The following is an 18,669-nucleotide window of genomic DNA, read 5'->3' as shown; positions in this document are numbered from 1 at the left end:
GTCCTCAGGTGTTTTGAAAGTCGTCAAGTGCTGCGCGGAACCGCGCGAGGTTTCCGGCCGTGTAGGCCGCATAGTCGAAGTCGATTTCGGAGGTGATCTCGGAGACCATGCTCCACATGGTCTCGCGCAGAAGCGAAGCGCATTTCATGGCGCTGTAGCGGTGCAGCAGGTCATCACTCACCGGTGCCTCGAAGTAGGTTTCCAGCAGCCATTGCTCCTGCGCCTGCGACAGCCCGTTGTTGGAAGCGAGGCCGCCAAGGTCGAACAGCGGCGAGTTGAAGCCGGCATAGTCGAAGTCGATCAGCCAGAGCCTGTGGCCATCGTCCAGAAAATTGCCGCACAAGAGGTCGTTGTGCCCGAAAACGATGTCGAACGGGCCTGCCGCCTGTTCCAGCATGTTGCCGGTGTCCGCCAGTTCCGAGGCCGCCGCAGCATGCGGGCTGTCTTTGTCCTGCAGGGTGGCCGCATAGTCCCGGATCACATGGAACACCCAGAACACCAGCGCCGGGCCACGCAGATGCCCGGATACATCGCGGTGGCAGGATTTCACCAGATCAAGCACCCGCGGCAGCATCGCAGGATCGCGCACGTCTTCTTCGGTCAGGGTGCGGCTTTCGATGAACTCCAGCACGGTCAGATCATCTTCGGCATGCACCACCGCAGGCGACAGGCCGGCAGCATGGGCGGCACGGCTGGCAGCCAGTTCGTTGAAGCGCATCACCTGGTGCAGCGGGATGTCGGCACCTGCGCGCGCCACGAATTTGCCGCGGCTGTCCTGGACCAGGTAGTTCACGTTGGTGATGCCCCCGGTCAAAGGCTGTGTCGTGATGGCACCGTGCCAGATCGGCAGCGCATGGATGCGCTCAAGCAGGCTGACGCGTTTTTGCAGATCGAATTGGCTCATAGTCAGCTCTCCAGTCCAAAGCGGATGCGGGCACCGCGCGCGCCGGCATTGACCAGCCGGTCGGCGATGATGGCGATGAAGGCGATGGCAAGCCCGGCAACCAGCCCGCGCCCGGTGTCGGCCTTGGTCAGCGCGATATAGACTTCCTGGCCCAGGTCGCGGGTGCCGACCAGCGCGGTGATCACCAGCATCGACAGCGCCAGCATGATGGTCTGGTTGATGCCCAGCAGGATCTCCGGCAGCGCCATCGGCAGGCGCACGAGGCGCAGCAGCTGCCATTTGGTGCAGCCCGACACCAGCCCGGCCTCGATCAGCTCGCCGCTGACGCTGCGCACCCCATGGGCGGCATAGCGGACGGCCGGCGCCAGCGCATAAAGGACAATGGCAATCATAGCAGTGAAGTCGCCAACCCGGAACAGCATCACCACGGGGATCAGGTAGACGAAGCTGGGCAGCGTCTGCAGGGTGTCGATCAGCAGGTTGATGGCGATGCCCGCGCGGCGGTTGAGTGCCGCCAGCACGCCGAGCGGAACCCCGATCAGGGTGGCCAGGATCACCGAGGCGCCGCAGAGGTAGACCGTGACCATCGCCTTGGCCCACAGGCCGCTGACGGCAATCAGGGCGGACATCGCACCGCACAGGGCTGCCAGTTTCCAACCGCCCGCCCGCCAGCCAAGCAGCGTCAGCATGGCAATGGCCCAGGGCCAGGGAATGCCCAGCAGGGTTTTCTTGACCGGCAGCAGGAACCACTGCAGGAAGAAAACCTTCACCGCCTCGAACACGTCGAAGTAATTCACGTTCAGGTATTTGACGGCATCATTCCAGAAGGCTCCGGTGGTGATGGTCTGGCTTGCCGGATAGTCCAGCAGCAGCGGCGAGAAGCGGCCCAGCACCCAGGTGACCGCCAGCAGCGAGAGCACCAGCACCGTGCGCTTGTGCCGGGCCGCCCAGGGGCCGGCCGCCGCGTGATGCACCTGGCCCATGCGTTCGGCAAAGGCCTGGCTCAGCCGGTCCACCGCAATCGCCAGCACCACGATGGCGATGCCCGCCTCGAAGCCCGCGCCGATGTCCAGGCGGCGCAGTGCGGCCAGCACATCGAAGCCAAGCCCGCCTGCGCCGATCATCGAGGCGATGATCACCATGTTCAGCGTCAGCATGATCACCTGGTTGACGCCGACCATCAGGCTCTGGCTGGCCGAGGGCACCAGCACCCGCCACATCAGCTGCCGCCGGGTGGTGCCTGCCATCCGCCCGAAGTCGCGGATTTCCGGGTCCACAGACTTGAGCGCCATGATGGTGATGCGGATCATCGGCGGTGTGGCATAGATGATGGTGGCGACCAGCGCCGAGACCGGGCCGAAGCCGAACATGAACAGGATCGGCACCAGATAGGCGAAGATCGGAATGGTCTGCATCAGATCCAGGATCGGGGAGAGGATGCGCTCGCCAATGGGATGGCGGTAGGCCCAGATGCCCGCCAGCAGCCCTCCGCCCGCGCCGATCGGCACCGCGATGAGTACCGAGGCCAGCGTGACCATGGCGCTGTCCCATTGACCGAAAACCGCGAGATAGGCGAAACAGGCGCCGACAAGTGCGGCCAGTCCCCAGCTGCGGCAGTAATGCCCCAGCGCGATCACCGCGGCGGTGACCGCGATCCAGCTGGCGGCAGGCAGCAGAACCTGTGCCTGCGGACCGGTTCCGAGGGTGAAGCCATGCGCCAGCAGATTCAGCGCCAGTTCATAGGGCTGCTCAAGCAGCCAGGCAACTGCGCGGGTGGCACCGGTGAAGGAGACCGGGCCGATCGCGGCCTCCTCGACCAGCCAGGTCATGGCGGCAGAGATATAGGTGCTGAACGGGATATCCCAGGAGGACGGAACCTTGACCAGCCAGCGCGCATCCAGCGCCTTGGCCAGGTCGCGGCCGAACCAGCCCAGCAGGATCGTGGCCAGCACCAGCCCCCAGGCAATCGAGGCCTGCCTTGTCAGATGCGCTTTCATGCCGCCTCTCCCGTGCCGAACAGCACGCGGGCAACCGCTGTGCGGCCGATGCTGCCAACAATCCGGCCGTTTTCATCGCACACCGGGCGCGGGGCGTCCGCAGCGATAATCTGCTCGGCCACCTCCGACACCCGGGCGGATTGCGGCACCGGTCTGCCTTCGCCGCCCGCGGTGCGGGTCATGATCCCGCCCACGGTCAGCACCTTGGAACGCGGGATATGGCGGGTGAATTCGGCGACATAGTCCGTCGCCGGGTTCAGCACCAGCTCCTCCGGCGTGGCGACCTGAATGATCTCGCCGTCTTTCATGATGGCGATGCGGTCGGCCAGACGCACCGCCTCTTCAAAGTCGTGGGTGATGAAGACGATGGTCTTGTGCAGCCGGGCCTGCAGGCGCAGGAATTCATCCTGCATCTCGCGGCGGATCAGCGGATCCAGCGCCGAGAAGGGTTCGTCCAGGAACCATATGTCCGGTTCGGTCACCAGCGAGCGGGCAATGCCGACGCGCTGCTGCTGGCCGCCGGACAATTCGCGCGGGTAATAATCCTCGCGGCCTTTCAGCCCCACCAGGTCCACCACGTCCCGGGCCTTGGCTTCGGCTTCGGCCTTGGGCGCGGCTTGGACGGTGAGCGGGAACATCACATTCTGCAATACGGTCAGATGCGGCAGCAGGGCAAAATGCTGGAACACCATCCCCATCTTGTGGCGGCGGATTTCGATCAGTTCGCGCTCGCTGGCGGTCAGCAGATCGACATTGTCGAACAGCACCTCGCCGCCGGTCGGCTCGATCAGCCGCGACAGGCAGCGCACCAGGGTGGATTTGCCGGAGCCCGACAGCCCCATGATGATGAAGATCTCGCCTTCGGCGATGTCGAGGCTGGCATGGCGCACCGCGCCAATGATGCCGGCGCTGCGGATATCCTCGCCGCTGGGTGTTGGGTTGTCGTTCAGGAACGCTTCCGCATTGGCGCCATAAAGCTTCCAGACATTGCGGCAGGAGAGTTTGGTCTTGGGTGTCATCAAAGTCGGCTCCGGCGGCGGTCCGCACAGGGCGGCCGGGCAAAGGTGCAGGGTAGAAAAGAAGCCGGAGCTGCCGGAGAGCGGAAGCAGCCCCGGCTGTTCCGGATCAGTTGCTGATCCAGCCGGACCAGCGGTCCTTGTTTGCAGTCATCCAGCCGGACACCACTGTATCGATATCCACGCCTTCCAGGTCCGCCTTGCCGACCATGGCGCTCATCTCTTCGTTGGAGACCCGGTAGGATTGAATGATCTCATAGGCGCCCGGCCATTTTTCCGGCAGCCCGGCCCAGGCGGCCTTCCAGATCGGGCCGCGCGGCTTGCCGCAGTCATAGGCCATGTCCGGGTTCACCCCCGCCGCAGGATCGGCGTAGCATTCGGCGGAATAGGGCGGGAACTCCACGAATTCACCTTCGTACTTGGCCGGCGCCCAATGCGGTACGTAAACCCACAGGACAATCGGATCCTGGCGCTGGTAGGCGGATTCAAGCTCGGCGAACAGCGCCGCGTCGGTGCCCGCGTGAACCACTTCGAACTCAAGCTCCAACGCCTCGATGCGCTCCTCGTCGAAGCCGCCCCAGGTCACCGGGCCGCCGACATACCGCCCGTAAGGGGAGGTTTCCGCGGTGGCGAACTCCTCGGCGCAGTCCTTCAGTGCCTGCCAGTCGGGCAGGCCGGGGCAGCGGTCTTTCATGTAGGCGGGGTACCACCATTCCTCAATCGCCATCAGGCCGGTTTCGCCGGCGTTGACCACCTTGCCAGAGGCGGTCGCGTCGTCCAGCGCCTCGCGCCCGGTGGTTTCCCAGATCTCCATGGCCAGATGCAGATCGCCGGTCTTGAGGCCGGCAAATTGCGCGATGTAGTCGGCCTGGACGTATTCGACGTTATACCCCGCCTCCTCAAGGATGCTGCCCATGATCTTGGTGTTGATCAGCTGGCCGGACCAGTCGTGCAGCGTCAGTTTGATCGGATCGGCGGATTCTGCGGACCAGGCGTGTGATGCGGAAACGGCGGCTGCCAGTGCCACGGTTCCCAGTATTCTGAGGTTCTGTCGCATGTGGATTTCCCTGTTTTGTGGTGTTGTGTGCGATTCTTGGCGTCGCGTAGGGGTATCGTGCATTCGACTTGGCTTTTCGTCAACAAAAACCACAAAAAGCAACGTTATACCTTCAGATACGTCAGTTTGCTTGCCGGAATGTAGAGTGTGATGTTGCATTATGTGGCTTTTTTGAATAGGGCTTAGGCAGCTCTCCATCAACAACGCCCAGCTTTTGAAGATGAACCAGAAAACGACCAATCAGCGTGAAGAGGAGATCCTGCGCGAGCTTCACCGCGCCGGCGGCTCCTGCCGTGTGAGCGCGCTGGCGGAACAGCTGAACGTCTCCAACGAAACCATCCGGCGCAACGTCAAAACCCTTGAGGAGCGCAGGATAGTGCGCAAGGTGCATGGCGGTGTGCATCTGAATGAAGAGGTCATCGAGCCGCCGTTTGAAAACCGCCTCAGCGCTCATGCCGATGTTAAAACCATACTAGCCCAGGCCGTGGCGGAAACGATCAGCGACGGCGATTCCGTGTTTCTGGATATCGGCTCGACAACGGCCTATGTCGCGCTGGCGCTCAGAAACCACAGCAACCTGTTTGTGGTCACCAATTCGGTTTTTGTGGCCCAGACGCTGGCCATGCGCAACAATAACCGGGTTTTTCTAGCCGGTGGCGAATTGCGGGCTCATGACGGCGGCGCCTTTGGTGCCGAGGCTTTGGACCTGGTGCGGCGGCTCAATGTCCAGCTGGCGGTGTTTTCGGTCGGCGCGGTGAACAGCGAGCTGGGCTTCATGCTGCATGATCTGGAAGAGGCCAATATCGCGCGTGTCGCTGCCGAGAACGCTCAGGTCTGCATTGTCGTGGCCGACAGCGGAAAGTTCAACAAGCGCGCTCCGGTGTCGCTCGACAAGATGTCTGCGATCGACGTCTTCTTCACAGATTGCACTCCGCCCGATGGCATCAAAGCCATGCTGGAAAAGCATGAGATCGAAACCGTGGTGGTCAACGGCGGCGGCCGCATCTGATTGCTCCGGCCGCGGCGGTGGCAAAACCCTGACCGGTATCGGGATCTGACCTGAGCCGGGCGACGGGCTGGTTTGTGATCTGCCGCAAGCGGCCCCCGGTGCGCCCGAGCGCCACCCGCAGGCCAGGGGCCGGCAATCCGCCGCCGCGGCGGAAACGGGGCCGCTACATTGCCTGCGAGACCTGCCGCGCGAGTTCCGCCAGCGCCAGGGAGAGCGCTTCGGCGGTTGCGGATGGCCCGGTGCCGCTGATCGGTGCCTGGATATCGAAACGCTTCACGAATTCCCGCACCGTGCCTTCGGGTGAGGAGACCGCGAACTGACCGGTCAGCGCAAAGGTTCCGTCGGTGCGCGCGTAAACCTGATCCACCCGCACATCCAGCCGCGCGTCGGGCCCGGAGTTCAGGGGCCAGGGTTCCACTGCGGCAGCGGCACCGGTCCGTTCGTTCAGCCCGCGGGCAAGCGCTGCGGTCATGCCGCGGGCCGGATCGTCGGCCCATTGCGCCCCGCCAAGCGCAAACAATGCGCCGCCTTCGCCTTCAGCGACAATATCCGACGCTGCGGCGTAGGACGGGAGGGAGATCAGCCGGACCTCGATGGTGCGGGAACGCAGGTTGGCCACTTTCTCGCCGGGGGCGGAAGTGATCAGGTAACGGGCATCATTGGCCGGGGCGCAAGCGGCCAGCAGGGCAATGGGAAGCATCGGCAACAGGATGTTTTTCATTTTATTTACCAAACAGAAGGGAATTCGGATCGCGTTCGATCTTGCGGGCAAGCTGGGTTACGGAACGGGCGGCCGACTTGATTTCGCGCAGGGCATCCAAGGTCTCGGAGTTGAAGCTGGAGCGGGTGCCATAGGTGCTGATCAGGGCTTCGGACTGGGCGACGAGGCGCTCCAGCCGGGCGGACAGGGCCGGCAGCCCCTCTGCCGCGGCGGCCACAGTATCGGCTGCCTCGCGGGCGGACCGCATGGTGGCATTTGCGTTGTCCACCAGCCCGCCTTCGCGCAGTGCTGCCAGCGTGAACCGCATTTCGTCCAGGGCGGCGGTCAAGGCAGGCGGCAGGGCCCGGGCTTCCGGGGTTCCGATCAGCGCATCTGCGCTGTTCATCAGCTGGCTTGCCGAGCGGATCAGCTCTTCCGCCGCCAGTGAATTGGCCTTGGCTGCCAGCGCGCGGAAATCATCGACCAGGGCGGGCAGCTCATCCGATGCCGCGGCAAGGCTGGCGGCGGCCAGGCTGCCTTGCGCCAGCGCAGCGGTCAGGTTTGCCACCGCTCTGCCTTGTTGCAGCTCAGTCAGCATCGCGCGCAATTCCGCCACCGCGGCTTGCAGTTCGCCGGGCAGGGCGCGAGCGGCGGGGTCCGCGACCAGCGCGCGGGTGTCCTCCAGCAGGGCCACGGCTGCGGCGGGGGCCTGGCGGGTGCTTTCGGCTGAGGCCAGGGTTTCGATGCTGGCCAGGGTGCTGATCGCCTGAGCCATCAGATTTTCGACCGGCAATTCACTGATCCGTTCCAGCGCCCCTTCCGCTGTCGCCCGGAAATCCGGCAGATCGGACGGTGCGCTGGGCAATGCAGGGAAAGGCTCGGCGCTGCGGTCAAAAGAGGCCGGTTCAGCCGCCGCAAGGGTGACCAGCTCGACGATCAGCTCCGAGCTGAACAGCCCGGCGGCCGCCAGCCGGGCCCGCAGCCCGCCCGCAACGGCCTGTTCGAGAAAATCCAGCACTTCGGTTTCGCCTGCGCCGGGGGGGAGGCCCATCAGGGACGGTTCAAGAAGCAGTTTGGCAATCAGCCGCACACCGGCTGCGTCGCTGTCGTTTTGAATCGCGGCGTTCAGGCTGCTGACCTCGCCGATCTTCACGCCGCCCAGCTTGACCGCGGCTCCGCTGCTGAGGCCGGCCACTGACTCGTCGAAGGCCACCGAGACGGCCACGCCACCAGAGAGTGCCCGGGCAAAAGCAGCACGGCGGGCCGTTGCCTCGTCCGGGTGGATGTCAAAGACTGCGCCGGCACCGACGGGTCTGCCACCATCGAAAACAGTGTCGAACTCAATGCCGCCGGCCACCAGCGAGGCGATGCTGTCAACGTCCAGCGACAGCCCGCTGGCGCCGATCGAAACGGAAAATCCGGAGCTGTCCCAGAACCGTGTGGCCGAGTTGATCCGCCGGTCATGCGGCGCGTCGATGAAGGCATCGACAACGATGCTGTCGCCGCTGACCGTCAGGCGCGGCTGCTCCAGCCGCCCGACCTCGATGCCGCGGAACAGCACAGGCGACCCTTCAGAAATCATCCGGCCGTCGGCCGTGCGCAGGGTGATCCGCCGCCCGGCCCGGCCCGGCTGCACCAGCGGCGGCCGGTCGGCGCCCTCGAAACTGGTGGCTGGAGTGCCCGGGTCCTGGTCCCAGGTGCCCTCGATGTAGACGCCGGACAGCACGGTGCTGAGCCCCGAGATACCGCGCGTGCTGACTTCCGGGCGGACGACCCAGAAGGCAGCATCCTGGTCCAGGTAGGGGGCAATTTTCTTGTCGATGCGGGCCCATACCACAACCTTGCTCAGATCGTCGGCAAAGCCCAGTTCCTCGACCTGGCCGATCACCACATCGCGGTATCGCACCATGGTCTCATTGGCGGCAATGCCGGAGGCGTTGTCAAAGGCGATCCGGATCAGCACGCCGCGGTCGGTATAAGCTTTCCAGGCAACCCCCAGCGACACCGCCAGCGCCACCAGCGGCACCAGCCAGACCAGCGACAGGTTGCGCCACAGGGACGGGCGCTGCGCGGAGATTTTCATCGGGGCGGGTTCAGGCGTGCTCATTCATATTCTCGCTTTTCCGCTTTCCAGATCAGCCGCGGATCGAAACTTTGGGCTGCCAGCATGGTGAAGGCAACCGACAATGCAAAACTGACCGCTGCAATCCCCGGGCTGACAGCCGCGGCAAAATCCAGCTGAACAAGGGCGGTCAGGATCGCCACGACAAAAACATCGATCATCGACCACCGCCCGATGAACTCGACAACTTCATAGAGCGCCAGCCGGCCATGGCTGCCAAGGGCCGCCGGCCTGCGGACCGAAACTGCAAGATAGGCGATGGCCAGGAATTTGGCGACCGGGATCACGATGCTGGCAAAGAACACGATGAAGGCGACACCGTAGGAGCCATGGCTGAACAGTTCGGCAATGCCGCCGATCAGCGTGTTTTCGGAAGTGCGGCCAAAGGCGGTGGTGCGCAGCATCGGCCAGATATTGGCCGGGACATAGGCGATCATCCCGGCGGCCAGCCAGGCCCAGACCCGCTGCAGGCTGGCCGGTCCGGCTGGGTCCAGGGGGCCGCCGCAGCAGGCGCAGGCCTGCGCGCCGCCCGAATTCGCGGTGCCGCAGGCGCGGCAGCCTGCCAGCCCGGCTTCGGCGGCAGTCAGGAAGCGCCGCGCGTCTTCAGGGTTTTCCATACGGTCAGCCTGCAAATCGAGTTGTCGGTCAGAATGGTCACCACCAGAAGCGCGGCAAAAGCCCAGAAGGCGGGCCCCAGCCCAACCTGCGCCAGGCCGGACACTTTGACCAGCGCCACCGCCACGCCGATTGTGAAGATCTCGGCCATGGCCCAGGGTTTTAGACGCTCCGCCCAGCGGTAGACGGCAGCCGCCCGCGGCGCCGGGCGCCAGCCCAGGGCCATCGGCGCCAGGGTGTAGACCAATGCACCGTAGCGGGCGGCGGGCAGCAGCACGATCAGAAGGCCGGTGGCCAGCGACAAGGGCGCCATCGGCCCGCGTGAAAACGCCAGCACCGCATCCAGCACCGAGGCCCGGTGCGACAGGCCCTGGGCCTTCAGCTCCAGAAAGGGGAAACCGGCCGCCGCAGCCAGCAGGATCAGTGCAGTCAGCGACAGCATCGCGATCCGGGTCATCGCACCGGATCTGGGCGCGGCCAGAACCGTGCCGCAGCGGGCGCATCTGGCCATGGTGTGCGCCGCCACTTCCCGGTCCCGGTGCAGCACGTCGCAGACCGGGCAGGCGATCAGTTGTTCTGCGTCCATTTCACCCCTGTCCAGTCAGACCGCGCGTGCCGCAACGGTTCGGGAGTCACTCTGCGAAGGTCAGCCCCGGCAGCACTTCTTTGCCGACCCGCCGGTAATTGACAAAGGAGTTGGCACTCAAAACCACAAAGAAGCTCTCCATATCAATCAGAACATAGCCCTTTTCCAGAAGAGCACGCGTAAGCTCCGTGATGTCGTCCTCGTAAAGCCTGTGCCGCCCGCACAATTCCCGGAGCAGCTTCTGGGGAATTCTATAACGGCCGGAGGTTTTCCCTCCGAAGTCCCGGGCATAAAGCCCTGCCAAAGCTTCAGCAGCGCTGTCGAAGGTGGACATTCGCTAATTCCGATGAATTTTTGTCTATGGGCGAAAAAATATCACATGTATGATGGGGCGGCAACCTTGGTGAGCAACGGCGCGATGAACATGGTTCCGGAAAATCCGGTGCCAGGCGCCGGACTGCCGCCGCTGACTCTGAAATGGTTCGGTCCGGACACCGCAGCATCGGGCAGCTGCCTGCTGATGCCACGGCCTGCCTGAGCAGCCGGAACTCATCAGGACGGGGCTTCGATACAGATGCCGCACCCCATTGGCCGGAGGCCGCCGTTGGCTCCCTTCCGGCGATGTGACCCGGCTGCTGGACGTTTCTCTCTCTGGCGGTCCGGCTGGTCTTTCCAACGACCGCCAGCCATGCGGGGCTGAAAAACCCGCTTGGCCGCCGCCTCCACCAAACGCGCCTCTGCTGCGCGGCAGACCGAAAAGGACAACATATGAAAATTGCCATGCTGGCGCGAAACGCCAATCTTTATACCCACAAGCGTCTGAAAGCCGCCGCAGAGGAGCGCGGCCACCAGCTCGACATCATCGACACGCTGCGCTGCTACATGAACATCGCAACCCGGCGGCCCGAGATCTATTACAACGGTGAGAAACTGACAGGCTATAACGCCGTGATCCCGCGGATCGGGGCATCGGTCACCTTCTACGGCACCGCGGTGCTGCGCCAGTTCGAAATGATGGGGGTCTACCCGCTGAATGAAAGCGTCGCCATCGGGCGGTCGCGGGACAAGCTGCGCTCGATGCAGCTGTTGTCCCGCGATGGCGTCGGGCTGCCGGTCACCACCTTCGCGCACGACCCCAAGCAGACCGAAGAGGTGCTCAAACTCGCCGGCGGCGCGCCGATTGTGATCAAGCTGCTGGAAGGCACGCAGGGCATCGGCGTGGTGCTGGCCGATACCGACCGTTCGGCAAAATCGGTGGTCGAGGCGTTCCGCGGCGCCGGGGTCAACATCCTGCTGCAGGAATTCATCAAGGAATCCGGCGGCACCGATATCCGGGCGATTGTCATCGGCGGCAAGGTGGTTGCCGCGATGAAGCGCACCGGGGCCGAAGGCGATTTCCGCTCCAACCTGCACCGCGGCGGGTCGGCCCAGATTGTCAAGCTGACGCCGGAGGAGCGCGCCACCGCCGTCCGCGCGGCCAAGACCATGGGGCTGAACGCCTGCGGCGTCGACATGCTGCGGGCCAATCACGGCGCGGTGGTCATGGAGGTCAACTCGTCCCCCGGCCTGGAAGGGGTGGAAAACGCCACCGGCCTGGATATCGCCGGCAAGATGATCGAATTCCTGGAAAAACATGCCAAGACCGGGGCCACCAAAACCAAGGGCAAAGGGTAACGGCATGAAGGCGCGTCCGCCCTTCACCATCGGCCACGCCGAGGTGGCGCCGGGATCCCGGCTTACCGTCGACCTTCCGGTCAGTGTCCTGTCCGATCACACGCCGGTCACCATGTCGGCGCATGTCGTGCATGGCCGTCGGGACGGGCCGGTGATTTTTGTCAGCGGCGGCGTGCATGGCAACGAAGTGATCGGTGTGGAAATCGTGCGCCGGCTGCTGCGGACGCCGAACCTGGCGGTGCTCAAGGGCACTCTGATCGCGGTGCCGATTGTCAACGCCTTCGGCTTCATCAGCAGGTCCCGCTATCTGCCTGACAGGCGGGATCTCAACCGGGTGTTTCCCGGCAGCGAGCATGGATCGCTGGCGTCGCGTCTGGCGCATTTGTTTATGACCGAAATTGTCGCCCGGTCGGATCTCGGGATCGATTTGCACTCGGCGGCGATCCATCGGACGAACTTTCCGCAGATCCGCATCCCGCCCGGCAACCCGCGCGCCCGGGACCTCGCCGGAGTCTTCGGCCCGCCCATCGTGATGCGGTCCGCTCTTCGCGAAGGTTCCCTGCGCAGCGCGGCCATGGAGATGGGCAAGGATGTCCTTCTGTATGAGGCGGGCGAGGGGCTGCGCTTTGACGAGTTGTCGGTCAGGGCCGGGCTGGCCGGCATCCTGCGGGTAATGCGGCACATGGGGATGCTGCCGGCCAAAGGCATTTCCAAACCCAAGACACCGCCGCAGTTCTGTTCTTCCAGCAAATGGCTGCGGGCGCCAATGGGCGGCCTCCTCAGAGTGTACAAAGCCGATGGCGGGCTGGTCCGGCAGGGGGAGCTGATGGGATCCGTTTCCGACCCCTTTGGGGAGGAGGACCAGGAAATCCTGGCGCCTTTCGACGGGCTTATAGTCGGCCGCGCGATGATGCCGGTGGTGAACGAGGGGGACGCCGTGTTCAATCTGGGCAGCATCCGTTCCTTTGAGAGGGCCGGGGACACGGTAGAGGACCTCAGCACGCAGCTGGAGGATGATCCGATGTTTGATGAAGATGAGATCATCTGAGGAAAATCAATATTTCTCCGGCGCAGAACTGCGCCCCGGACGGCAGCCGCGGCGGCTATGCAGCACCGGCATTTGACGCGGCGGCTCCAGCTGCGCCCGGGCGGCGTCCTTGCCGCGGCGCAGATGCGCTGTTTGCGGAGATTTCCCGGAGCAGCATAACTTTTTCTTGCCGCAGCGGAATTGATGCGCTACCCGCGCTCTACCGGTCCCGCAAGGGCTAAGAGGGAATCCGCGGTGCTTTCGGGCGCCAAACGGAACTGCCCCCGCAACTGTAGGCGGCGAGAGCTGTCCCATCGTGTCACTGGCCCGCAACGGTCTGGGAAGACGGGACAGACAGTGACCCGCCAGTCAGGAGACCTGCCGGCAAAACCGAAACACACCGGGCGGGGTTGTCCGGGGAGGTTGCCGATGAAAACGTGCCACCGCTGCCGGACCCGGCTCGGCTGCACAGGCGGAAGGCCCCGGTTGTCCGCCTCGCCTCACCGGTCAATGCCCTTTCACCCGTTCTCCGGTCATTGACACATGGAGATCGAAAGTCATGTTCCTGCGTTCCGGCCTGATCGGCCTGTCCTTCACTCTCGCGGCCCAGGCTGCGGCTGCCGGCGAAAGCTTTCCGCTGACCATCGAAAACTGCGGCCAGTCCGTCACCTTCGAGGCGCCTGCGGCGTCCTCCGTGACGGTTGGCCAGGCTGCCACAGAAGTGCTCTATGCGCTGGGGCTGGGCGACAAGGTGCTGGGCACCTCGGTCTGGTTCAACGACGTGCTGCCGGAATATGCAGACGTGAACGCCAAGGTCGAACGGCTGGCCGACAACGACCCGAGCTTTGAAAGCGTGGTGGCCAAGCGCCCCGGCCTGGTGGCGGCGCAATACGAATGGCACGTCGGACCCGAAGGCATCGTTGCCAAGCGCGAGCAGTTCCATGACCTCGGCATCCCGACCTATGTGATGCCCGCCGATTGCGTCGGCAAGGACAACACCACCGGCGGCGACGGCACCCGCACGCAGATGTTCACCACCGGCAGCCTCTATCAGGGCATCGAGGAACTGGCAGCGATCTTCGGCGAAGCGGAAAAGGGCGCCGAACTGGTGGCCGGCTACAAGGCGCGCGAAGCCGCGGCTGTTGCCAAGGCGCAGGAGGTTGCGCTGGAGGATGCCTCTGCCGTGTTCTGGTTTTCGTCGCCCGAACTGGAGAGTGACCCGTTTGTGGCCGGCCAAAAAGGCGCGCCCGGCTACATGATGCAGCAGCTGGGCCTGCGCAATGTGATCGAAACGGACGAGGAATGGCCCACCGTCGGCTGGGAAACCATCGCCAGGGCCAACCCGACGGTGATCGTGATTGCCCGCATGGACCGCCGCCGCTTTGCCGCAGATGACCACGAGAAAAAGCTGGAGTTCCTGCGCACCGACCCGGTCGCCAGCCAGATGGATGCTGTGAAGAACGGCCGCATCGTGGTGATGGACGCCCAGGCGATGGATGCCACCATTCGGGCGATTCCGGCGCTGGAGGATCTGGCCGCTGAACTCAGCGCGATCGGCGCCGGCGAATGAGCGCGGCCGCCGCAGTTGCATGGCAGGGCGTCAGGGGCGTCTGTCTGGCCCTGCCGGTGTTGGCTGCGGCGGTTCTGGCGGGCGCAATGATCGGGGAAACCGCGCTTGCGCCTGACCTTGTCCTGTCGGTTCTGGCCAACAAACTGGCCGGAGCGGGGCTGCCGGTGGACCCGGTGGACCAGGGCATCATCTGGAGCTACCGGCTGCCGCGGGCACTGGTGGCGGGGGCCTGCGGTGCGGCGCTGGCGGTGACCGGGGTGGTGCTGCAGGCCCTGCTGCGCAATGCGCTGGCCGATCCTTACATTCTTGGAATTTCGGCCGGCGCCTCCACCGGGGCGGTGGCTGTCACCATTGCCGGGCTTGGCGGCGGGGCTCTGTCGCTGTCTTTTGGCGCCTTCAACGGGGCGCTGCTGGCCTTCGGCTTTGTCGCTTTGCTGGCGCGCGCCGCCGGGGCAGGGGGCAGCCGGGCGGCGGCGGCGCAGATCGTGCTGGCGGGCATCGCCGGCTCGCAGCTGTTCAACGCGCTGACCGCCTTCATCATCGCCAAGTCCGCCAATGCCGATCAGGCCCGCGGCATCATGTTCTGGCTGATGGGCAACCTCAGCGGCGTGCGCTGGCCGGACGTGTGGCTGGCGGTGCCGCTGGCGCTGGCGGGCTGGGTGATCTGCCGGTTCCATGCGCGGGCGCTGGATGCCTTCACCTTCGGCACCGATTCCGCCGCGGCGCTGGGCATCCCGGTGCGGCGGGTGCAGGTGGTGCTGATCTTTGCCACCGCGCTGATGACCGCGGTGATGGTATCGATCGTCGGCTCGATCGGCTTTGTCGGCCTGGTGATCCCCCACGCGGCGCGCTTTCTGGTCGGTCCCGGCCACCGCAGGCTGATGCCGGCCGCCGCCCTGACCGGGGCGGTGTTCCTGATCGGCGCCGACATTGTCTCCCGCATCATCATCCCCGGCCAGGTGCTGCCGATCGGGGTGGTTACCGCCTTGATCGGCGCGCCGGCCTTCGCCGTCATCCTGGTGCGCGGGCAGAGGACCGCGCGATGAGGATCGAAGCCCGCAGCCTGTCCTATGCGGTGCGCGGCAAGCTGCTGCTGTCGGATGTGTCGCTGGCGGTGCAGCCGGGCGAGACGCTGGCGCTGGTGGGGCCAAACGGCTCCGGCAAGTCGACGCTGATGCGGCTGCTGGCCGGACTGGCACGCCCGTCGGAGGGCGAGGTGCTGCTGGCGGATCAGCCGCTGGCCCGGCTGAAGCGCCGCCAGATCGCCCAGCGGGTGGCGATTGTCGAGCAGCAGGCCGATACCGCCGAGCGCATCACCGCCCGGTCGGTGGTGGAACTGGGCCGCACCCCCTGGCTGTCGGCGCTGCGGCCCTGGAGCGGCGAGGACAGCCTGCATGTGGACAAGGCGCTGCGGACGGTCGACATGGAGGGCTTTGAGCAGCGCGAATGGGCGACCCTCTCCGGCGGCGAGCGGCAGCGGCTGCACATCGCCCGCGCTCTGGCGCAGCGGCCCGGGCTGCTATTGCTGGACGAGCCGACGAACCATCTGGACATTCAGCATCAGCTGTCGATCCTGGACTGCATCCGGAACCTGAAGGTGACCACGGTGGTGGCCCTGCATGACCTCAACCAGGCCATGACCTGCGACCGGGTCGCGGTGCTGTCGCGGGGGCGTCTGGTGGCGCTGGGCACGCCGCAGCAGGCGCTGCGGCCGGAGACGGTTTCGGAGTTCTTCGGGATCCGGGCGCGCTGGCTGCGGGACGGCGACGGGGCCGATCCGTTCCTGTCCTTCCACCTGGCCTGAGGCCGCCCGCCAAGCGGCGGCGCCGCTGCCGCCTTAGGATCCGTTCAGCCGGCCAGGTTGCTGAACAGGCCGCTGGAGCGGATGAAGGCGCAGCAGTCTTCGGTCAGCGCGGCAAAGCGCGAGCGTTCGCGCTGGTAGAGGTAGACCTCGCGCTTGTCCGGCAGGTCGGCAATCGGACGGAACGCCGTCGAGTCGGGCATGAACCGGGCCACGGTTTCCGGCAGCACCGTCACCCATTTGCCGGTCCGCACCATGGTGATCAGCGAATGGGTGTTGTGGATCGTTACATCCGCCGTGCCGCTGGCCTCGACGAAATGCGCGTTCCGGATCAGGCCGCACAGGGCGTTGCGGACAAAGGCGGGGCCGATGATGTCGGCAATGACGGGCGGGCCGGCCTGCTGCATCAGCGGGTGGCCGGTGGAGCAGACCAGCCCGAACCGGTCCTCGAACAGCGGCACCGCCTTCACCCCGTTCAGCGGATGATAGCCCGAGGCAATGCCGATGTCGGCCTTTCCCTCGGCCAGCGCATCCAGCACCTGCTGGGTGTCGGTGTCGCGCAGTTCGACCTTTATGCCGGGATAGCTGGCTGTCATGTGCTCCAGCACCGGCGGGAACACCAGCGCAGCCACCGACGGCACCGAGACGATGCGGATCAGACCGTGGAGCGCCTCTGCCGCCATCTCGATGCTCTGCACCGTCTGATCGAACTGGCGCACCTGTTTCTGGGCCAGGTCAAAGACTTGCTCCCCCAGCGGCGACAGCTGGTTCTTGCGCTCGCCCTCGAACAGCTTCTTGCCCAGATGCTCCTCCATCTGTTTCAGCGTCATGGAAACAGCCGACTGAGTCCGGCCCAGCCGGTTTGCCGCCTCTGACAGGTTCCCGGTCTGCGCCACGGTGCAGAAGGTGCGCAGCATTTCGATCTTCAGGGCCATGATTTCAATAATATTGAAGTTGCGTTCAGTTAATTGAGTTTGACTGATGGAAGGCGCGAAGTCCATCCTGCTGTAAATCCGAAATTCAGCATCTGGGGCCGAACCGTGACCAAATTGAACCTGATTGCCGGCGAATGGCTGGCTGGCGAAAGCGAAATCGAAAACCGCAACCCGTCGGATCTGAGCGATCTGGTCGGCATGTTTGCCCAGGCCAGCGCCGATCAGCTGGAGGCAACGCTGGACCAGGCGCAGGTTGCACAGCGGGAATGGGCGGCTTACGGGCTGGAGCGCAAGCAGGCGGTTCTGATGAACATCGGCAACGAGCTGATGGCCCGAGCCGAGGAGCTGGGCACGCTGCTGTCGCGCGAAGAAGGCAAGCCGCTGGCCGAGGGCAAGGGCGAAGTCTACCGCGCCGGCCAGTTCTTCACCTATTACGCCGCCGAATGCCTGCGCCAGATCGGTGAAAACGCCGACTCCGTGCGCCCCGATATCGAGGTGGACGTGCGCCGCGAGGCGGTGGGTGTGGTCGCCATCATCTCCCCCTGGAATTTCCCGACCGCCACCGCTTCGTGGAAAATCGCGCCGGCGCTGTGCTACGGCAACGCCGTGGTCTGGAAGCCCGCCAACATCACCCCGGCCTCTGCCGTGGCCCTGACCGAAATCATCGCACGCCAGGACATTCCCAAAGGCCTGTTCTCGCTGGTCATGGGCTCGGGCCGCTCGATCGGCCAGCGCCTGGTCGAAAGCCCCAAGGTGAACGCGATCTCCTTCACCGGCTCGGTGCCGGTGGGCAAGGGCATCGCCGCCGCGGCGATCCAGAACCTGACCAAAGTGCAGATGGAGATGGGCTCCAAGAACGCGCTGGCGGTGATGGACGACGCCGACCTGGACCTGGCCGTCACCCTGGCGCTGGGCGGCGCCTTCGGCGGCACCGGCCAGAAATGCACCGCTTCCTCCCGGCTCGTGGTCCACGCGGCCGTTCACGATGCCTTTGTCGACAAGCTTGTCGCCGGGGCACAGGCCATGAAAGTGGGCCACGCGCTGGAAGCGGGCGTGCAGATGGGGCCAGTGGTCAGCGAGCAGCAGCTGAACGAGAACCTGGCCTATGCCGATCTGGGTAAATCCGAAGGCGCCGAGCTGGCCTGCGGCGGCCAGCGCCTGGAGATGCCGCACGAGGGCTTCTACATGTCGCCGGGCGTGTTCCTGAACACCACCAACGACATGCGCATCAATCGCGAGGAAATGTTCGCGCCGCTGACCAGCGTGATCAAGGTCGGCAGCTACGACGAGGCGCTGAGCGTGGTGAACGACACCAACTTCGGCCTGACCTCGGGCATCGTGACCACTTCGCTCGCCCGCGCCACCCATTTCCGCCGCAACGCGCGCACCGGTGTCGTCACCGTCAACCTGCCGACCGCAGGCACCGACTACCACGTGCCTTTCGGCGGCCGCGGCGACAGCTCCTATGGCCCGCGCGAGCAGGGCAAGGCGGCGGCGGAGTTCTACACCACCGTCAAGACCGCCTACATCAGCGCCGGCAAGCCGGTCTGAGAGTGAAACCTTGGCAGCGCCGGATACCGGCCTGCCAGTTTGCGGAAGCGCCCGTCCTCCTCGTTTCCCCTGAGGCGGGCGCTTCCTGCCCGCTGCCTGAAGGCC

At 65.1% G+C, this 18,669-nt stretch carries 17 protein-coding genes and 1 riboswitch; of the genes, 7 read left to right on the top strand and 10 right to left on the bottom strand.

Features of this window, described 5'->3' with window-relative positions:
- Nucleotides 1-4 precede the first annotated feature (4 nt).
- From OKQ63_RS13260 to OKQ63_RS13245, 4 genes are all read right to left on the bottom strand, one after another.
- Nucleotides 5-904, bottom strand: a complete 900-nt coding sequence (locus OKQ63_RS13260) for a phosphotransferase (RefSeq protein WP_264210550.1) — start codon at nt 902-904, stop codon at nt 5-7.
- A 2-nt stretch (nt 905-906) separates the two neighbouring features.
- A complete protein-coding gene (locus tag OKQ63_RS13255; protein ID WP_264210549.1) occupies nt 907-2,901 on the bottom strand; it encodes an ABC transporter permease in 1,995 nt (664 codons plus the stop codon).
- Nucleotides 2,898-3,920, bottom strand: coding sequence for a quaternary amine ABC transporter ATP-binding protein (locus OKQ63_RS13250; protein ID WP_264210548.1), 1,023 nt, complete (start codon nt 3,918-3,920; stop codon nt 2,898-2,900). Before OKQ63_RS13250 ends, OKQ63_RS13255 begins: the two co-directional genes overlap by 4 nt.
- Before the next feature lie 106 nt (nt 3,921-4,026).
- Nucleotides 4,027-4,974, bottom strand: coding sequence for an ABC transporter substrate-binding protein (locus OKQ63_RS13245; RefSeq protein ID WP_264210547.1), 948 nt, complete (start codon nt 4,972-4,974; stop codon nt 4,027-4,029).
- Between the two features lie 220 nt (nt 4,975-5,194).
- Here OKQ63_RS13245 and OKQ63_RS13240 point away from each other — a divergent pair, with 220 nt between their 5' ends.
- Nucleotides 5,195-5,983, top strand: a complete 789-nt coding sequence (locus OKQ63_RS13240) for a DeoR/GlpR family DNA-binding transcription regulator (RefSeq protein ID WP_264210546.1) — start codon at nt 5,195-5,197, stop codon at nt 5,981-5,983.
- Nucleotides 5,984-6,146: 163 nt separating this feature from the next.
- On the opposite strand, the gene OKQ63_RS13235 is transcribed toward OKQ63_RS13240, so the two are convergent.
- The 5 genes from OKQ63_RS13235 to OKQ63_RS13215 are packed head-to-tail and all read right to left on the bottom strand — an operon-like array spanning nt 6,147 to nt 10,340.
- Entirely contained in the window at nt 6,147-6,704 is a 558-nt protein-coding gene (locus OKQ63_RS13235) for a PqiC family protein (RefSeq protein ID WP_264210545.1), read from the bottom strand.
- A gap of 1 nt (nt 6,705) precedes the next feature.
- Nucleotides 6,706-8,790, bottom strand: a complete 2,085-nt coding sequence (locus OKQ63_RS13230; RefSeq protein WP_264210544.1) for an MlaD family protein — start codon at nt 8,788-8,790, stop codon at nt 6,706-6,708.
- The gene (locus OKQ63_RS13225; RefSeq protein WP_264210543.1) at nt 8,787-9,422 is read right to left on the bottom strand and encodes a paraquat-inducible protein A; all 636 of its coding nucleotides are present in this window, start codon (nt 9,420-9,422) and stop codon (nt 8,787-8,789) included. Before OKQ63_RS13225 ends, OKQ63_RS13230 begins: the two co-directional genes overlap by 4 nt.
- On the bottom strand, nt 9,389-10,006 hold the full coding sequence (locus tag OKQ63_RS13220; RefSeq protein WP_264210542.1) for a paraquat-inducible protein A: 618 nt from the start codon (nt 10,004-10,006) through the stop codon (nt 9,389-9,391). The genes OKQ63_RS13225 and OKQ63_RS13220 overlap by 34 nt, the downstream gene beginning before the upstream one ends.
- Before the next feature lie 46 nt (nt 10,007-10,052).
- Complete coding sequence (locus tag OKQ63_RS13215; protein WP_264210541.1) at nt 10,053-10,340, bottom strand: hypothetical protein; 288 nt, start codon at nt 10,338-10,340, stop codon at nt 10,053-10,055.
- A gap of 434 nt (nt 10,341-10,774) precedes the next feature.
- Here OKQ63_RS13215 and rimK point away from each other — a divergent pair, with 434 nt between their 5' ends.
- From rimK to OKQ63_RS13190, 5 genes are all read left to right on the top strand, one after another.
- Nucleotides 10,775-11,680: a 30S ribosomal protein S6--L-glutamate ligase gene (gene rimK / locus OKQ63_RS13210; RefSeq protein ID WP_264210540.1), complete on the top strand. Its 906-nt coding sequence runs from the start codon at nt 10,775-10,777 to the stop codon at nt 11,678-11,680.
- 4 nt (nt 11,681-11,684) lie between these two features.
- Nucleotides 11,685-12,728, top strand: a complete 1,044-nt coding sequence (locus tag OKQ63_RS13205; protein WP_264210539.1) for a succinylglutamate desuccinylase/aspartoacylase family protein — start codon at nt 11,685-11,687, stop codon at nt 12,726-12,728.
- 187 nt (nt 12,729-12,915) lie between these two features.
- Nucleotides 12,916-13,107, top strand: a riboswitch (cobalamin riboswitch).
- Between the two features lie 159 nt (nt 13,108-13,266).
- Nucleotides 13,267-14,277, top strand: coding sequence for an ABC transporter substrate-binding protein (locus OKQ63_RS13200; RefSeq protein WP_264210538.1), 1,011 nt, complete (start codon nt 13,267-13,269; stop codon nt 14,275-14,277).
- On the top strand, nt 14,274-15,323 hold the full coding sequence (locus OKQ63_RS13195) for a FecCD family ABC transporter permease (protein ID WP_264210537.1): 1,050 nt from the start codon (nt 14,274-14,276) through the stop codon (nt 15,321-15,323). The genes OKQ63_RS13200 and OKQ63_RS13195 overlap by 4 nt, the downstream gene beginning before the upstream one ends.
- Nucleotides 15,320-16,081, top strand: a complete 762-nt coding sequence (locus tag OKQ63_RS13190; RefSeq protein ID WP_264210536.1) for an ABC transporter ATP-binding protein — start codon at nt 15,320-15,322, stop codon at nt 16,079-16,081. Before OKQ63_RS13195 ends, OKQ63_RS13190 begins: the two co-directional genes overlap by 4 nt.
- Nucleotides 16,082-16,125: 44 nt before the next feature.
- On the opposite strand, the gene OKQ63_RS13185 is transcribed toward OKQ63_RS13190, so the two are convergent.
- The gene (locus tag OKQ63_RS13185; protein ID WP_264210535.1) at nt 16,126-17,013 is read right to left on the bottom strand and encodes a LysR family transcriptional regulator; all 888 of its coding nucleotides are present in this window, start codon (nt 17,011-17,013) and stop codon (nt 16,126-16,128) included.
- 105 nt (nt 17,014-17,118) lie between these two features.
- Here OKQ63_RS13185 and OKQ63_RS13180 point away from each other — a divergent pair, with 105 nt between their 5' ends.
- Nucleotides 17,119-18,564, top strand: a complete 1,446-nt coding sequence (locus OKQ63_RS13180; RefSeq protein WP_264210534.1) for an aldehyde dehydrogenase family protein — start codon at nt 17,119-17,121, stop codon at nt 18,562-18,564.
- Nucleotides 18,565-18,669 lie beyond the last annotated feature (105 nt).

Origin of the sequence: Leisingera thetidis, assembly GCF_025857195.1 — a bacterium.
Lineage (GTDB): Bacteria > Pseudomonadota > Alphaproteobacteria > Rhodobacterales > Rhodobacteraceae > Leisingera > Leisingera thetidis.
Note: the sequence above shows the minus strand (reverse complement) of the source record. Positions and strands in the feature narration are given on the sequence as shown.

Bases quoted from the DNA above. Each gene is read 5' to 3' on its own strand.
- OKQ63_RS13260 (WP_264210550.1), bottom strand. From the start codon at position 904: ATGAGCCAATTCGATCTGCAAAAACGCGTCAGCCTGCTTGAGCGCATC.
- OKQ63_RS13255 (WP_264210549.1), bottom strand. From the start codon at position 2,901: ATGAAAGCGCATCTGACAAGGCAGGCCTCGATTGCCTGGGGGCTGGTG.
- OKQ63_RS13250 (WP_264210548.1), bottom strand. From the start codon at position 3,920: ATGACACCCAAGACCAAACTCTCCTGCCGCAATGTCTGGAAGCTTTAT.
- OKQ63_RS13245 (WP_264210547.1), bottom strand. From the start codon at position 4,974: ATGCGACAGAACCTCAGAATACTGGGAACCGTGGCACTGGCAGCCGCC.
- OKQ63_RS13240 (WP_264210546.1), top strand. From the start codon at position 5,195: ATGAACCAGAAAACGACCAATCAGCGTGAAGAGGAGATCCTGCGCGAG.
- OKQ63_RS13235 (WP_264210545.1), bottom strand. From the start codon at position 6,704: ATGAAAAACATCCTGTTGCCGATGCTTCCCATTGCCCTGCTGGCCGCT.
- OKQ63_RS13230 (WP_264210544.1), bottom strand. From the start codon at position 8,790: ATGAGCACGCCTGAACCCGCCCCGATGAAAATCTCCGCGCAGCGCCCG.
- OKQ63_RS13225 (WP_264210543.1), bottom strand. From the start codon at position 9,422: ATGGAAAACCCTGAAGACGCGCGGCGCTTCCTGACTGCCGCCGAAGCC.
- OKQ63_RS13220 (WP_264210542.1), bottom strand. From the start codon at position 10,006: ATGGACGCAGAACAACTGATCGCCTGCCCGGTCTGCGACGTGCTGCAC.
- OKQ63_RS13215 (WP_264210541.1), bottom strand. From the start codon at position 10,340: ATGTCCACCTTCGACAGCGCTGCTGAAGCTTTGGCAGGGCTTTATGCC.
- rimK (WP_264210540.1), top strand. From the start codon at position 10,775: ATGAAAATTGCCATGCTGGCGCGAAACGCCAATCTTTATACCCACAAG.
- OKQ63_RS13205 (WP_264210539.1), top strand. From the start codon at position 11,685: ATGAAGGCGCGTCCGCCCTTCACCATCGGCCACGCCGAGGTGGCGCCG.
- OKQ63_RS13200 (WP_264210538.1), top strand. From the start codon at position 13,267: ATGTTCCTGCGTTCCGGCCTGATCGGCCTGTCCTTCACTCTCGCGGCC.
- OKQ63_RS13195 (WP_264210537.1), top strand. From the start codon at position 14,274: ATGAGCGCGGCCGCCGCAGTTGCATGGCAGGGCGTCAGGGGCGTCTGT.
- OKQ63_RS13190 (WP_264210536.1), top strand. From the start codon at position 15,320: ATGAGGATCGAAGCCCGCAGCCTGTCCTATGCGGTGCGCGGCAAGCTG.
- OKQ63_RS13185 (WP_264210535.1), bottom strand. From the start codon at position 17,013: ATGGCCCTGAAGATCGAAATGCTGCGCACCTTCTGCACCGTGGCGCAG.